Annotated in this window: 13 protein-coding genes; 8 read left to right on the forward strand and 5 right to left on the reverse strand. The window is 63.1% G+C overall.

What is annotated here, in order from left to right; genetic code table 11:
- The first annotated feature begins 136 nt into the window (after positions 1–136).
- From YU3_RS0116220 to YU3_RS0116245, 6 genes are all read left to right on the forward strand, one after another.
- On the forward strand, positions 137–1,516 hold the full coding sequence (locus YU3_RS0116220) for a TolC family outer membrane protein (protein ID WP_027167243.1): 1,380 nt from the start codon (positions 137–139) through the stop codon (positions 1,514–1,516).
- 252 nt (positions 1,517–1,768) lie between these two features.
- Entirely contained in the window at positions 1,769–2,596 is an 828-nt protein-coding gene (locus tag YU3_RS0116225) for a PopZ family protein (protein ID WP_027167244.1), read from the forward strand.
- A 223-nt stretch (positions 2,597–2,819) separates the two neighbouring features.
- Positions 2,820–5,603, forward strand: a complete 2,784-nt coding sequence (locus YU3_RS0116230) for a valine--tRNA ligase (protein ID WP_027167245.1) — start codon at positions 2,820–2,822, stop codon at positions 5,601–5,603.
- A 362-nt stretch (positions 5,604–5,965) separates the two neighbouring features.
- Positions 5,966–7,201, forward strand: coding sequence for an OmpP1/FadL family transporter (locus YU3_RS0116235; RefSeq protein WP_027167246.1), 1,236 nt, complete (start codon positions 5,966–5,968; stop codon positions 7,199–7,201).
- A gap of 290 nt (positions 7,202–7,491) precedes the next feature.
- Positions 7,492–9,216, forward strand: a complete 1,725-nt coding sequence (ilvD, locus tag YU3_RS0116240; protein WP_027167247.1) for a dihydroxy-acid dehydratase — start codon at positions 7,492–7,494, stop codon at positions 9,214–9,216.
- The gene (locus YU3_RS0116245) at positions 9,203–10,030 is read left to right on the forward strand and encodes a tetratricopeptide repeat protein (protein WP_027167248.1); all 828 of its coding nucleotides are present in this window, start codon (positions 9,203–9,205) and stop codon (positions 10,028–10,030) included. Before ilvD ends, YU3_RS0116245 begins: the two co-directional genes overlap by 14 nt.
- A 320-nt stretch (positions 10,031–10,350) precedes the next feature.
- Here YU3_RS0116245 and YU3_RS0116250 read toward each other — a convergent pair whose 3' ends face one another.
- The 5 genes from YU3_RS0116250 to erpA all read right to left on the reverse strand — a co-directional run bounded on the left by YU3_RS0116250 (position 10,351) and on the right by erpA (position 12,778).
- Positions 10,351–10,644, reverse strand: coding sequence for a hypothetical protein (locus YU3_RS0116250; protein WP_027167249.1), 294 nt, complete (start codon positions 10,642–10,644; stop codon positions 10,351–10,353).
- Positions 10,645–10,716: 72 nt separating this feature from the next.
- Positions 10,717–11,511, reverse strand: a complete 795-nt coding sequence (xth, locus tag YU3_RS0116255) for an exodeoxyribonuclease III (RefSeq protein ID WP_027167250.1) — start codon at positions 11,509–11,511, stop codon at positions 10,717–10,719.
- A 7-nt stretch (positions 11,512–11,518) separates the two neighbouring features.
- Complete coding sequence (locus YU3_RS0116260) at positions 11,519–11,911, reverse strand: VOC family protein (protein ID WP_027167251.1); 393 nt, start codon at positions 11,909–11,911, stop codon at positions 11,519–11,521.
- Positions 11,912–11,913: 2 nt separating this feature from the next.
- The gene (locus YU3_RS0116265) at positions 11,914–12,426 is read right to left on the reverse strand and encodes a hypothetical protein (RefSeq protein WP_027167252.1); all 513 of its coding nucleotides are present in this window, start codon (positions 12,424–12,426) and stop codon (positions 11,914–11,916) included.
- A gap of 4 nt (positions 12,427–12,430) precedes the next feature.
- Positions 12,431–12,778: an iron-sulfur cluster insertion protein ErpA gene (gene erpA, locus YU3_RS0116270; RefSeq protein ID WP_027167253.1), complete on the reverse strand. Its 348-nt coding sequence runs from the start codon at positions 12,776–12,778 to the stop codon at positions 12,431–12,433.
- A gap of 70 nt (positions 12,779–12,848) precedes the next feature.
- Between erpA and YU3_RS0116275 the strand changes: the two genes are divergently transcribed.
- Together YU3_RS0116275 and argS are read left to right on the forward strand one after the other, a co-directional pair.
- Complete coding sequence (locus tag YU3_RS0116275; RefSeq protein WP_027167254.1) at positions 12,849–14,078, forward strand: deoxyguanosinetriphosphate triphosphohydrolase; 1,230 nt, start codon at positions 12,849–12,851, stop codon at positions 14,076–14,078.
- Between the two features lie 61 nt (positions 14,079–14,139).
- Positions 14,140–15,897, forward strand: a complete 1,758-nt coding sequence (argS, locus tag YU3_RS0116280; protein ID WP_027167255.1) for an arginine--tRNA ligase — start codon at positions 14,140–14,142, stop codon at positions 15,895–15,897.
- Positions 15,898–15,905: the final 8 nt, after the last annotated feature.

A 15,905-nucleotide genomic window follows, 5' to 3' on the forward strand; every position in this document is an offset into this window, starting at 1 on the left:
AGTCGTTGCTGATTGGTTAACCGGGAGTTATCGGGATGCCGTCAGCGGGGGAACGATAAACAACGCGGCGCCGGCTGATCTGTAAGGGTGGGCTGACGTGGCGTGGTTCCCATGCAAAACGAATGAGGGATATAACGTGCCGTCCGTACGCAAGAGAATTTTAGCAGCTATCCTCGTTTCCGCCACGGCGCTGTCGCCGTTGGCCGCCTCCGCCGAGACCATTACGGGCGCTCTCGCCAAAGCCTACCAGTACAATTCGCAGCTCAACGCCGCCCGCGCCGGCGTGCGTGTCACCGATGAAGGCGTGGCCATCGCCAAGTCGGGCTGGCGCCCGACCGTCACGGGTTCGAGCAGCATCGACTACACCAGCACCCACGCGCAGGGCGCCACCCAGAACATAACCACGGGCAGTTTCGGCGTGCAGATCAACCAGACGCTGTTCGACGGCTTTCAGACCAGGAACAACGTCGCCGCCGCCGAATCGCAGGTGAAGGCTTCGGTCGAAAGCCTGCGCAACACCGAAGAGAACATCCTGTTCAACGCGGCGAGCGCCTATATGGATGTGATTCGCGACCGCCAGGTCGCGGCTCTGACCGCGCAGAACCTGCAATTCCTGACCGAGCAGGCGCGCGCCGCCCGCTCGCGTTTCGAGGTCGGCGAAGGCACCCGCACCGACGTCGCCCAGGCCGATGCCTCGCGCGCCACGGCCGTGGCGCAGTTGAGCGCCGCCCGCGCGACGGCGCTGGCGAGCGCCGCCACCTATCACCAGATCGTCGGCGACGAGCCGGGCAAGCTCAAGGCGGCCTCGCCGCTGGGTAAGCTGTTGCCGGGGAGCGTCGATTCGGCCCTGACCGTTGCTTCCGCCGAACATCCGGCCATCCTTGCCACGCAGCATCTGGTCGATGCGGCGGCGTTCTCGGTGAAATCCTCGGAAGGCGCGCTGCTGCCGCAAGTGACGGCCTCCGCCGGCATTTCAGACAATTACAGCCACTCCGCTCCTGATATCAGGGGCACCAACGGCACCTCGACCTCAGCCAATATCGGCGCCACGCTGACCATTCCGATCTATTCGGGCGGCAGGACCTCGGCGCTGGTGCGGCAAGGCAAGGAATCGCTGAGCCAGGCCCGTATCCAGGTCGATGTCAGCCGCGACCAGGTGCGCCAGGCCGTTGTGTCGGCTTGGACGCAATATGTCGCCGCGCGCGAAAGCGTGGATGCCAACAGGCAGGTGATCGATGCCGCGCAACTGGCGCTCAACGGTGTCATCGAGGAGCGCAATGTCGGCCAGCGCACCACGCTCGACGTGTTGAACGCGCAGAACGCGGTCATCACCGCCAAGATCAACCAGGCGAGCTCCGAGCGCGACGTGGTCGTGGCGAGCTACGCCATCCTGTCGGCGATAGGCCGGCTGTCGGTCGATCGTCTTGGCTTGGGGGTCACCAAGTACAAGCCAGAAGAGCATTACAACGCCGTCAAGGACAAATGGTACGGCCTGCGCACGCCTGACGGGCGCTGATTTCCGAATACCGGCTTCCGGCGAACGCCGCGTGTCCCATGGACGCGCGGCGTTTGTCTTTGTGGACGGCGCGGCTCATCGGGCCGCACGGCGCCTAATCTGTTGAAATCCAAGGAGTACCCAGATTGGGGATTCTCGGATGCCCATCGGTCGGTTACGCTGTCGATATTGATTCGAATTCCGGCCCGGGCAGGACCGGAATTCTTGAACAGGTCAGTTCTTGACCAGGTCACTAGGGCGGCGGATGTGACGATGGCGACGGCAAGCAGCGCGCAGCGCGAACCTTCCATGGAAGAGATACTGGCTTCCATCCGAAGGATTATCGAAGACAGCGACACCGGGCGCAAGCAGCCGGCCGAGGCCGGTGATCTGCGCCAGGATTTGGAACCGGCCGCCGCGGTTGCCGTGCCCCCCGCTACTTTGCCAAATGTCGAGGTCGACGCCTTTCGTTCCGAATTGCATGCCGATGCCGGCCCCCGCAAGCCGGTGACGCTGGCGGAAGTCCAGGCCCAGCTTGCAGTGGCCGATCCGGTGCCTGCACGCGCCGAGGCTCGCCCCGAGCCGGTGAAAGCCGCGCCGACGACGCTGGCGGAGGTCGGGGCCAGGAGCGCTGCCGAGTCGAGTGCGCCGGTGGCCGCGAGCAAGCCCGCCGCGGCAAACGCACCGCAGAACGCCGAGACCATTGTTGCCGATTGGCGGCGGGAAATCGCGGCAGCAGGCGGCAGCACGGTCACCGCGAAACCGGCCGTCCGGACCCCGGAAGCCGCGCAGCGGGTGGAGATCGAGGAAGAAGAGCCGACGGCGGAGGCTTCCGCGCATGCCGGCGCTCCCCAGGCATCCGCACCGGAGGTTCAGCCGGCTCGACCTGCGATCCTTTCCGAGCATACGGGCAGGCAGGTTGCCGCCGCCTTTGGCGAGCTTTCCGACGCTTTTGCCAGCCGCGGCAAGAAGAGCTTCGATGAAATGGCCGAGGAGATGCTGCGGCCCATGCTGCAGGATTGGCTCGACAACAACCTGCCGACGCTGGTCGAAAGGCTGGTGCGCGAGGAGATCGAGCGCGTGGCGCGCGGGGCGCAGTAGGCTGCCGCAATACGCAGGCCGAAAAGCACCGCCTTCGGGGCGGTGCTTTCGTTCAACTGCTCGGGGGAGCGGTGCTGCCCGCTCGGTCGGCGCCGCTCGTCCGGCATTGCCGCTGGTCGCGCACAGGCCTATCTGTGGGAGCGATCGCTGCTCTCGCGGTTGACTCGGCCAAGGCCTTCCGATTTACACCGGACGCTTGTTCCCGACAGTTCGGACTTCCTCCATGCTTGAAAAGACCTACGACGCCAAAACCGTCGAGCCGAAGATCGCCAAAATCTGGGAAGAGGCCGATGCCTTCCGGGCCGGCGCGGGCGCGGAGGAGGGGGCCGAAGCCTTCACCATCGTCATCCCGCCGCCGAACGTCACCGGTTCGCTGCATATGGGGCATGCGCTCAACAACACGCTGCAGGACATTCTCGTGCGCTTCGAGCGCATGCGCGGCAAGAACGTGCTTTGGCAGCCCGGCATGGACCATGCCGGCATCGCCACGCAGATGGTGGTCGAGCGCCAGCTCATGGAAAAGCAGATCCACCGCCGCGATCTCACGCGTGAGCAGTTCATCGAGAAAGTCTGGGAGTGGAAGGCCGAATCCGGCGGCGCGATCTTCAACCAGCTGAAGCGGCTCGGCGCCTCGGCGGATTGGTCGCGCGAACGCTTCACCATGGACGAAGGCCTGTCCAAGGCGGTGCTGGAAGTCTTCGTCACGCTCTACAAGGAAGGCCTCATCTACAAGGACAAGCGCCTTGTGAACTGGGACCCGAAGCTGCTCACCGCCATTTCCGACCTCGAGGTCGAGCAGCACGAGGTCAACGGCAATCTCTGGCACTTCCGTTATCCGATCGAAGGCGAGGCGTTCGACCCGCAGAATCCTAAGACCTTCATCACGGTCGCGACGACGCGCCCCGAGACGATGCTCGGCGACACGGCCGTGGCCGTGCATCCCGACGACGAGCGCTTCACCGATCTGGTCGGCCGCAACGTCGTGCTGCCGATCGTCGGCCGCAAGATACCGATTGTCACCGACGAGTATTCCGATCCGGAAAAAGGGTCCGGCGCGGTCAAGATCACGCCGGCGCATGACTTCAACGATTTCGAGGTCGGCAAGCGCCACAAGCTGCCGGCGATCAACATCCTGACGGTCGAAGCGGCCGTCAAGCTGAAGGACAATGAGGATTTCCTCGCCGGTCTCGAGGTTACGCCGGAGCGCCAGGCCGTCTGGGACGAACTCGACGGGCTCGACCGTTTCGCCGCGCGCAAGAAGATCGTCGAGCTGATGGAGGCGGGCGGGTTCCTCGACAAGGTCGAGCCGCATCGCCACACGGTGCCGCATGGCGACCGCGGCGGGGTGCCGATCGAGCCGTTCCTGACCGAGCAATGGTATGCCAACGCCGCCGAACTCGCCAAGCCGGCGATTGCCTCGGTGCGCGAGGGCCGTACCAATTTCGTGCCGAAGAACTGGGAAAAGACCTATTTCGACTGGATGGAAAACATCCAGCCCTGGTGCATTTCGCGCCAGCTCTGGTGGGGTCACCAGATCCCGGCCTGGTACGGGCCGGACGGACGTGTCTTCGTCGAAAAGACCGAGGAAGAGGCGCTTGCCGCCGCCATTGAATATTACCTGGCGCTGGAAGGGCCGTGGAAGGCCTGGGTCGAGGACAGGCTGGAGAATTTCCAGCCGGGCGAAATCCTGACCCGCGACGAGGATGTGCTCGACACCTGGTTCTCCTCGGCGCTTTGGCCGTTCTCGACGCTCGGCTGGCCCGACCAGACGCCGGAGCTCAAGACCTATTACCAGACCGACGTGCTGGTGACCGGGTTCGACATCATCTTCTTCTGGGTCGCCCGCATGATGATGATGGGCCTGCATTTCATGCACGAGGAGCCGTTCCACACCGTCTATGTGCACGCGCTGGTGCGCGACAAGAACGGGCAGAAGATGTCGAAGTCGAAAGGCAACGTCATCGATCCGCTCGAGCTGATCGACGAATATGGCGCCGATGCGCTGCGCTTCACGCTGACCGTGATGGCGGCGCAGGGCCGCGACGTGAAGCTCGATCCGGCGCGCATCGCCGGCTACCGCAATTTCGGCACCAAGCTGTGGAACGCGACGCGCTTCGCCGAGATGAACGAGGTGGCGCGCAACGACGAGTTCTGGCTGAACGACGCCAAGCTGCCGGTCAACCGCTGGATCCTGACGGAACTGACGCGGGCGGCGCGCGCGGTCACCGAGGGCATCACCAGCTATCGTTTCAACGAGGCGGCGGGAGCGGCCTACCGCTTCGTCTGGAACCTGTTCTGCGACTGGTACCTGGAACTGCTGAAGCCGGTGTTCATGGGCACGGACGAGGCCGCCAAGGCCGAGAGCCGGGCCTGTGTCGCCTTCGTTCTGGACGAGATCTACAAGCTTCTGCACCCGATGATGCCGTTCATGACCGAGGAGTTGTGGGCGCAGACCGCGGGCGAGGGCAAGGAGCGCTCCTCGCTGCTTTGCCATGCCGCCTGGCCGTCGCCGGACTTCGAGGACGACGAGGCGGCCGGCGACATCAACTGGCTGGTCGATCTGGTTTCGGGCATCCGCTCGGTGCGTTCGGAAATGAACGTGCCGCCAGCGGCGATCGCGCCGCTGATGGTGATCGGCGCCAACACCCTCACGCAGGAGCGGCTGGAGCGTCACGCCCAGGCGATCAAGCGGCTGGCGCGCGTCGGCGATATTGCGCTCGTCGATGCGCCGCCCAAGGGCTCGGCCCAGATCGTGCTCAACGAGGCGACGGTGAGCCTGCCGCTCGGCAGCTTGATCGACCTCCAGGCAGAGGCCGCGCGGCTGCAGAAGGAACTGGCCAAGGTGACCGAAGAGATCGCGCGCCTGCACAAGAAGCTTTCGAACGAAAAGTTCGTCGCCAACGCGCCGGAAGAAGTGGTCGGGGCCGAGCGCGAGAAACTCGCCGAATACCGCGAGGCGCAAGAGAAGCTTTCTGTGGCTTTGACCAGGGTCCGCGACGCCGGCTGAGCGGCGGGATTCGCGTGCCGGCGGAGAGGCGCTTTCCGGTACGTTAGCTGCCTCGAAAACAGGCGTGCCGCTACGTTAATTTTGACGTAAACGGAAAGTTTGCGCCCATTGTTGCCATAATGTAACAATGGGGCCTCTCAGCCCTAAAATCGACTATTTTTGCCCTGTTTTGGGTGGTTTTTTCGGATTTCTTCGACCGTTTGGCATCGGTTGTCGCGATTTAGGCGCTGATTGCGGCGCCGGTCACCACGGCAAAAATACGCCCTGTCAAGATGTACATGTACAGCCCTTGAAAACATTGTTGCGTCGTTAACCCGAATTGGTTCTAGCTTGAGCCACTTGTATTTCGGGGAGGGATTTCCATGAACATTTTGCGGCTCAAAGCTCTGGCGGGGGCAGGCTGCTTTTCGATCGCCCTGATCGGCGCCGCGGTGCATCCCGCGCATGCCGGCGGCCTGGAGCGCGGCGGCTACGACATCGATCTGCTGTTCGATCCGGCGCCGGTCGCGACGGAAGCGGAAGCGACCTATGTGATGCCGGACCGCAAGTACAAGAATGCACTTGGTCCGGGAGGCGTCAATCTAGGCTTGAGCAGCACGGCAGATGGAGCGGAGCCTTATTGGGTGCCGCGCATCGGCGTCAAAGCCCAGGTTGTCCAGGGCGTCGACTGCATGGTCGACTACTCACAGCCTTGGGGTGCACATACTGCGCCGGGTAGTAACTGGAACGGCGCGGTTTCGAACATTGAAACTGACATCAAGAGCGACAACTACGCCGCGACCTGCTCCTACAAGTTTGACGCGGGCAAAGGCCAGCTTCGGTTCCTCGGCGGTGTCTTCTACCAGAAGGTCTACGGCTTCAAGGAAGGTCTAACCGACATCGGCTTTGGCCCCATGGTCGGGCGTGTCGATCTTGACAGCAGCGGTTGGGGGTGGCGTGCGGGCATCGCGTATGAAATCCCAGACATCGCATTGCGCGCTAGCCTGGTTTACAATTCGCAGGTGAAGCTCGACAACATTACCGGCACCTTGGACATCGGTGGCATCGTCTCCACCCCGATCTACGGTCCAACCGAGTCCATGCCGGACTCGCTCGAACTGAAACTGCAGTCGGGCATCGCGCCCGGCTGGCTCGCTTTCGGCTCGATTAAATGGGTGAATTGGAGCGTTCTGCAGATTGTTCCGATTTGTACAGAGCAGTCGAAGGCGCTAGGTGCCGCCTGCAACAGTGGAGTGACGAACCCGGCTATCAGGCCGACTTCGCTGGACCTGATGTATCGTGACGGCTGGACTGTTTCGGGCGGCATTGGCCACAAATTCAATGACGAATGGAGTGCTGCCGGCCAACTTACTTGGGATCGCGGCACCTCGCATGGCTATGGGGTCCAAACTGATACCTGGACTCTCGGCGGCGGTGTTGCCTACACGCCTCGGCCAAACATCGAGCTTCGCTTGGCCGGTGCTATCGGCGTTATGACCAGCGGCCATTCTGGAACGCTTACCGACGAAAATGGCTTCGTCGCGGGCGAAGACGCTACCTATGACGTCGGCAACGATCTGGTCACGGCGCTTTCTGGTGGAATCAAGATCAAGTTCTAAGTTTCGGAAAATTCAACGAAAAGGCCGGCATCGCCCGGCCTTTTTTCGTTGTGTGACTGATGCTTTGGCCTCGTCTCTCCGCTCGCTGTTGCAGATTCGCCGCGCAACCGGCGCCTCATACGATTGTGATGTTTTGGCAACAGTTTATGAACAACCCCCGCGCTAAAGGTCAGGCCGAGGGAACCGCCCATTTCCCGCCATAAACCCGGAGCAACCCGGAGAGGTCTCGGGATGCGCGCCAGTTTGGCCCGGCGATGGGACCGGCCGCGGGGTGTGCGGCAAGGACGATGATGGACGCCAAGGTAATCTCCAAGGCCAAGCTGCCCAGCCGCTACGTGACCGAAGGTCCGGCACGCGCGCCGCATCGCTCGTATCTCTATGCCATGGGCCTGTCGGCGGCCGAGATCGCGCAGCCGCTCGTCGGTGTCGCCAGCTGCTGGAACGAGGCGGCGCCCTGCAACATCTCGCTGATGCGCCAGGCGCAAGTGGTCAAGAAGGGCGTGGCGGCCGCCAACGGCACGCCGCGCGAGTTCTGCACCATCACCGTCACCGACGGCATTGCCATGGGCCACCAGGGCATGAAGTCGTCGCTGGTGTCGCGCGAGGTGATTGCCGATTCGGTCGAGCTCACAATGCGCGGCCATTGCTACGACGCCCTTGTCGGGCTTGCCGGCTGCGACAAGTCGCTGCCCGGCATGATGATGGCGATGGTGCGCCTCAACGTGCCGTCGATCTTCATCTATGGCGGCTCGATCCTGCCCGGCAGCTATCGCGGCCGGCAGATCACGGTGCAGGACGTGTTCGAGGCGGTCGGCCAGCATTCGGTCGGCGCAATCTCCGATGCCGAGCTGCTCGAGATCGAGCAGGTTGCCTGTCCTTCGGCCGGCTCTTGTGGCGCCCAGTTCACCGCCAACACCATGGCGACCGTTGCTGAAGCAATCGGCCTGGCGCTGCCCTATTCCTGCGGCGCGCCGGCGCCATACGAAATGCGCGACCGCTTCAATTTCGCCTCCGGCGAAAAGGTCATGGAACTGATCGCCAAGAACATCCGGCCGCGCGACATCGTTACGCTGAAGGCGCTGGAGAATGCCGCGACTGTCGTGTCAGCCACCGGCGGTTCGACCAACGCGGCGCTGCATTTGCCGGCGATCGCGCATGAGGCCGGCATCAAGTTCGACCTGTTCGACGTGGCGGCGATCTTCGAGAAGACGCCTTATATCGCCGACTTGAAGCCGGGCGGCAAATATGTCGCCAAGGACATGTTCGAGGCCGGCGGCATTCCGTTGCTGATGAAGACGCTGCTCGATCACGGCTATCTGCATGGCGACTGCATGACGGTCACTGGCCGCACTTTGGCCGAAAATATGGAGCACGTTTCCTGGAATGAGAGCCAGGATGTTGTGCGTCCCGCCGATCGGCCAATCACCAAGACAGGCGGCGTTGTGGGCTTGAAGGGCAACCTTGCCCCCGAAGGCGCGATCGTGAAGGTCGCGGGCATGTCGGAGCTGAAATTCACAGGCCCGGCGCGCTGCTTCGATTCGGAAGAGGAGTGCTTCGAAGCGGTCACGCAGCGCAACTACCTTGAAGGCGAGGTTCTCGTCATCCGCTATGAGGGGCCGCGCGGCGGTCCGGGCATGCGCGAGATGCTGTCGACGACGGCGGCGCTCTACGGCCAGGGCATGGGCGGCAAGGTGGCGCTGATCACCGACGGACGCTTCTCCGGCGCCACGCGCGGCTTCTGCATCGGCCATGTCGGGCCGGAGGCTGCGGTCGGCGGACCGATCGGGCTGATCAAGGATGGCGACGTGATCTCGATCGACGCCCTGAAAGGCACGATCGAAGTGGCCCTGTCGGACGCCGAGCTGGCGGCCCGGGCAAAGAGTTGGAAGGCGCGCAAGACCGACTACCAGTCCGGCGCGATCTGGAAATATGCGCAGACCGTAGGGTCGGCCCGCGATGGCGCGGTGACCCATCCGGGTGCCGCCAAAGAAACGCACTGCTATGCGGACATCTGAGGTGTTGAGGTCGTTTGTCTTGCCGGCACTGGTCGCGATTGCGACCTTGGGAGCCGCCGGGCAGGCCATGGCCTTCGACGACAAGGTGTTCGACGACAAGACCGGCGTGAAGCCGCAGTCGAGTCCGTGGGCGGTGTTCCAGTTCGGCTTTTCCGCCTACAAGAACGGCCACAAGGACCAGGCGGTCGAGGCCTATAAATATGCCGCCGAGAATGGCCAGATCGGCGCCACCTGGAAGCTTGCGCGCATGTATGCCCAAGGCGACGGAGTGGCGCGCGACGACTATGCGGCCTTCAAGTTCTTCTCGGAGATCGTCGACCAGGATGTCGAGCCCGGCTCGCCGGAGGAAAGCTATGTCTCGGACGCGCTTGTCGCGCTCGGCGACTATCTGCGCAAAGGCATTCCAGGCAGCCCGGTCGAGGAAAACGAGGTCGCCGCGCAGGAATATTACATGCGCGCCGCCGCCAACTACCGCAACCCGAACGCCCAGTTCGAGATCGGCCAGATGTTCCTCAAGGGCGAGGGCGGCGTGAAGGCCAGCGTCAAGCAGGCCGGCCGCTGGCTGCAGCTGGCGGCCGAGAAGGGCCATGCCGGCGCGCAGGCGACGCTCGGCAATCTTCTGTTCCAGAGCGGCAAAGTCGTGCGCGGCCTGGCGATGATGACGGCGGCGCTGCAGCGGGCTCCGGTGGCCGACCAGCCCTGGATCCGCAACATGCAGGAAGAGGCTTTCGCCGCGGCCGGCGAGGCCGATCGCCGGACCGCGATCTCGCTCGCCGACGACATCCTGACCAAGGGCAATAACGGCGACCAGTGAGCGCAGGTTTGGCGATAGCGTGCGTGGTAGCTTGGCGCATGCATTGTCTAGTGTAGCGCTGGTCAACCCCCACTCCGTCTCGGCTTCGCCGAGCCACCTCTCCCCCGATCGACGGGGTAGAGGAAGGCGCCAAGCTTTTTGCCGTCAACGCTCCGTCCAGCAATGCTCCCTTCCTTTCCGTCCGGAGGGGGAAAGGTGGCGCTGCGAAGCAGCGACGGATTGGGGGAACCACGTGGCAATCAAGCAGAGGCCCGATCAGTCACACCTGCCACAGAAGGTTTGTGTATAGCGCAACCTGGATGGGCGAGATCGGCAGCGCCTCAGTTCTCGCTCGGCTCCGTTGGCGTTGGGCCGGGCGTCGGGGTTGAGAGCGATGTCGGGTGCGGTTTTGGCGCTTCTCCCGGACATTGGTCCTTGATCCTGGTCCAGGACGTGTTGTTGAGGACCATGTCGCAGCGGGCGAGATGGCTCTCGCCGGCCAGTGTCAGGCACGCCGTCTCGCCGACATTGTAAGACTTGCCATTGGCAAGGCAGGTCGGAGCCGCCAGCGATGGCGTCGCCACGGCAAGCGCCAAAGCAAGGCCGACCGGCCAGAAAAGAAATCGGATCGCCATTCAACCCCCACAGCAACCCGCATCAAAAACGGGATTTGTGGCGATATCAGGGTCCAGGGAAGCCTGAACTTCTCAGGCCGGCCGCAGGCTGAGATCGATCGCGACCGGCACGTGGTCGGAAGGCTTTTCCCAAGCGCGGACATGCTTTTCCACCGAGGCCGACGAGAAGCGGTTGGCGGCCTCCGGTGAGAGCAAGAGGTGGTCGATGCGGATGCCGTTGTTCTTCTGCCAGGCGCCGGCCTGATAATCCCAGAAGGTATAGACGCCGGCCGAGTCGGTCACGGAGCGCACCGCTTCGGTGAAGCCGAGATTCTTCAGCCGGCGGAAGGCCTGCCTCGTCTGCGGCTGGAACAGCGCGTCCCCCAGCCAGTTTTCGGGAAAACGGGCATCGGCAGGTTCCGGAATGACATTGTAGTCGCCGGCCAGCACCAGCGCCTCTTCGAGGCGCAGCCGTTCCTCCGCCCAGCGCTCCAGTCTGGCCATCCAGGCAAGCTTGTAAGAAAACTTCCGCTCATCGTCGATCGGGTTGCCGTTCGGCAGATAGAGCGAAGCGACGCGCAAGGCGCCCTGGTCGGTCGAAAAGACGCCTTCGATAAAGCGGGCATGGTCATCCGCATCGTCGCCCGGCAGGCCGCGATTGACCTCGTCGAAGGGAAGCTTCGACAGGATGGCGACGCCGTTGAAGCTCTTCTGGCCGTTGGTCTCGACATTATAGCCCAGCGCCTCGATCTCGGCGCGCGGGAACTGGTCGTCGACCGTCTTGATCTCCTGCAGGCAGACGATGTCCGGCGCGCTCTCGGTCAACCAGTGGGTGAGGTTGCCAATGCGGGCGCGAACGCCGTTGATGTTCCAGGTGACGATCTTCATGGCAACCTCAATGCGGTTCTGACGGAAGGCGTTCGACGAGGCCGATCGTATTGCCTGCGGGGTCCTTTAGAAAGGCCATCCATTCGCTTTCCCGCGCCGGACCGAACCGGCCGTCGGTATCGCGATGGACGAGCGTCGGCGGCGCGGTGAAGGGGACGCCGGCGGCTTTCGCCTCCGCGTGGAAGGCTTCCAGCCCGGCAATATCGAGATAGACAGTGCCAGCCGGAACGCCGTCGGTGAAGAGCAGGCGCACATCACCGGCCAGGATGAAGGCGATGCCTGGCGGATCGTAGCGCGCATGCACCTTCATGCCGAGGACGCCCTGCCAGAAGGCAAGCGTTGCATCGAGATCGCGCCCAGCCGACAGCGCGACCTGTCGGACCGCGCCAATGGCAGGCATTTTCAAAAACCCCCGTTTGCCAGGTTCTCGGTGTTGTCTGCGAGTATTCGTTGGATTGCATCCCTAAGATGCGGTGCCTGCTCGCGCGTCGTGTGCTCATCCGTCCAGTCACAAGCGCTATAGAGATCGCCAAGCCAATGCGGGAATTCGTATCGACCCTCGATGGGAGCAACCATTCGGCAGACGTGGAAGGGGTCGACGTCGTCCTTTAAGTAGGTGCGCAGGCGTCGGAGGAACATCTCGCGCGCTATTTCACTGGCCTCCATAGAAGTATCGCTGAAATCGGGAAAAAGCCGCTTGATCAGCGATCTCAGATGGCCGTGGGCCCTCCCAAGGGTAGTGGCATTTCGTGAGTTGCATCGGACAAGCCACAAATAGTCGATATCTTCGGCGTAGCTTTGCGGCGCCGCGTGACGGTTCGCCCAGTTAATGATGTCGGCATCGGAAATTGCGCCTATCTCGCGAGCGATAAGAACCGACCTTGGATCCTCATTGCCCTCGAGAAGCGACTTCATATCTTCATATGGAAAAACTGGTGCCGCAGCCGCAGGAGGCGACCGCGTTCGGGTTCCTGATCTGGAAGGACTGGCCCATCAGGTCGTCGACGAAGTCGATCACCGAGCCGCCCATATAGACCAGCGACAGGTCGTCGATCAGGATGGTCGCGCCGTCCTTCTCGATGGCGACATCGTCATCATTCGCACCTGCGACGAGATCGAATTTGTAGGAAAAGCCGGAGCAGCCACCGCCTTCGACAGAGACACGCAGAGCCGTCTTGCCCGGTTCGCCGGCAACGATCCTGGCGATCCGCTTTGCCGCGGCATCGGTCATTTCGACCTTCATGGCAGTCTTGGCATCCGCGCCCATCGGCGTCACCTTGCTTTCGGTTTCACATGATAGGTATGAAGCGGGCGTGGCCAAGTCAACTGGTGGATCAATGGACGAGCGGCAGGGCAAGGGTGCTCTTGGCGACATCGGGTTCGGCTATCGGCCGCGCGCCGCCTTTGCCAGCGACCCGGCGCGCTCACGCGGACGCCTGTTCCCGGAGGACGAGAGTCCGACCCGCACGCCCTTCCAGCGCGACCGCGACCGCATCATCCATTCCACTGCCTTTCGCCGGCTGAAACACAAGACCCAGGTCTTCGTCGCACATGAGGGCGACCACTACCGCACACGGCTGACGCATTCGATCGAGGTCGCCCAGATCGCGCGCGCCCTGGCACGGGCGCTGCGCGGCGACGAGGATCTGGCAGAGGCCGTCGCTCTGGTGCATGACTTCGGCCACACCCCGTTTGGCCATACCGGCGAAGATGCGCTCAACGAAAAGATGGCCGCATGGGGCGGCTTCGACCACAACGCGCAGTCGCTGCGCGTGGTTACGCGGCTCGAGCGGCGCTATGCCGAGTTCGACGGGCTGAACCTTACCTGGGAAACGCTGGAAGGGCTGGTCAAGCACAACGGTCCGTTGGCCGATGCGAGCGGCAAGGGGCTCAAGGGGCCGGTGCCGCAGGCGATTCGCGATTATTCGGAACTGCACGACCTTGAGCTCGACCGCTTCGCCGGCATCGAGGCGCAGTGCGCCGCGATCGCCGACGACATCGCCTACAACACGCATGACATCGACGACGGCCTGCGCGCCGGCTTGCTGACGTTGGACATGCTGCAAGGCGTCGGCCTGCCCGGCTCGATCCTGAGGGGCGTTCGTGAGCGGTATCCCGGGCTTGATGACGTGCGTACCGGTCACGAGCTGATGCGACGGCAGATCACGATGATGGTCGAAGATGTCATCGCATCGACCACCGCCAATATCGAACGCCTCAAACCGGACAGCGCCGATGCGGTGCGGATGGCCGGCGAGACCTTGGTGACGTTTTCGGCCGCCATGGCCGCGGCGGAGAAGGAGTTGAAGGCTTTCCTCTACAAGCATCTTTACCGGCACCCGGAAGTCATGCGTGTGCGGGCCGACGCCGAGCGGATCGTGCGCCAGCTGTTCGACGTCTATTTCGCCGATCCGCGCGCCATGCCCGATGGCTGGCGCGAAGGGCTCGACCGGGCCGAGGATCGTATCAAGGCGCGCAGCGTTACCGACTTCCTTGCCGGCATGACCGACACCTATGCGCTCAAGGAACATCGGCGTCTGTTTGACCATACGCCCGATTTGAGCTAGGGCGAGCCTCGATTTTGCCGGCCATCGATCCGGTCGCCTCTTAAAGCCCAGAGCAGTTCCGATGAATATCTTCGCCGATTTCAACGCGCGGATCATAAAGGCCGTCGAAGCCCTTGACCTGAGGGACAAGGATGGCGTGTCACCGGATCTGTCGCGCGTCACCGTCGAGCCGCCGCGCGATGCAAGCCATGGCGATCTCGCCACCAACGCGGCGATGGTGCTGGCCAAGCCTACCGGCCAGAACCCGCGCGCGCTTGCCGAGAAACTGGCCGAAGCGATCCGCGCCGACGTCGATGTCGCATCGACCGATGTCGCCGGGCCGGGCTTTGTCAATCTGAGGCTCAAGGACGCGTTCTGGCACAGGCATCTGGCAGCACTCCTCGGCGAGGGGCGCAATTATGGCCGCTCGAGTATCGGCGGCGGCCGCAAGGCCAATGTCGAATATGTCTCGGCCAACCCAACCGGCCCCATGCATGTCGGCCATTGCCGCGGCGCCGTGGTCGGCGACGCCTTAGCCAATCTGATGTCCTTCGCCGGCTACGACGTGACCAAGGAATATGTGATCAACGATGCCGGCTCGCAGATCGACGTGCTCGGCCGCTCGGCATTGCTGCGCTATCGCGAGGCGCTTGGCGAGGACATCGGCGAGATCCCGTCCGGACTCTATCCGGGCGACTATCTGGTCCCCGTCGGCCAGGAACTGGTCAAGGAGTTCGGCCGCGGCCTGCTCGAGATGCAGGAAGAGGAAGCGCTGACGATCGTCAAGGACCGCACCGTCGATGCGATGATGGCGATGATCCGTGACGATCTGGCGCTGCTCAACGTGCATCACGACGTGTTCTTCTCCGAGCGCACGCTGCATGCCGACAATGCCAAGAAGATCCGGGCTGCAATCGCCGACCTGACACTCAAAGGACATATCTACAAAGGCAAGCTGCCGCCGCCGAAGGGCGAGAAGCCCGACGACTGGGAAGACCGCGAGCAGACCCTTTTCCGCTCGACCGCGGTCGGCGACGACATGGACCGGGCGCTGGTCAAATCGGACGGCTCGTTCACCTATTTCGCCGCCGACGTCGCCTATCTCAAGGACAAGGTCGAGCGCGGCTTCGTCGACCTGATCTATGTGCTCGGCGCCGACCATGGCGGTTACGTGAAGCGGCTTGAGGCGCTAGCGCGGGCAGTTGCCGGCGATACGGTCAAGCTGACGGTCCTGCTTTGCCAGTTGGTCAAGCTGTTCCGCGACGGCGAACCGGTGCGCATGTCGAAACGGTCCGGCGATTTCATTACCTTGCGCGAAGTGGTGGAAGAGGTCGGCCGCGACCCGATCCGTTTCATGATGCTCTACCGCAAGAATGACGCGCCGCTCGATTTCGACTTCGCCAAGGTCACGGAGCAGTCGAAAGACAATCCGGTGTTCTACGTCCAGTACGCCTCGGCGCGCTGCCATTCGGTGTTCCGGCAGGCGAGCGAGCAGCTTGGCGAGGCGATCTTCGATCGCAACCGGCTCACGGCCTCCGTGGCGGCGCTGACCGACGAAGGCGAAATCGCGCTGATCCGGAAGCTGGCTGAATATCCCCGGCTGATCGAATCCGCCGCGCTTTCGCTGGAGCCGCACCGGCTCGCATTCTACCTCTACGATCTGGCTTCCGGCTTCCACGCACAGTGGAATCGCGGCAACGACAACCCGGACTTACGTTTTGTTAAGGTTAACGACCGAGAATCAACCTATGCCAGACTAGGGCTGGTGCAGGCTGTTTCGGATGTCTTGACTTCCGGCCTGACGCTGATCGGGGCAGACGCGCCCACCGAAATGCGTTAGGTTTAACT

The organism is Mesorhizobium sp. WSM3224 (assembly GCF_000427725.1).
Classification (GTDB): Bacteria; Pseudomonadota; Alphaproteobacteria; order Rhizobiales; family Rhizobiaceae; genus Mesorhizobium.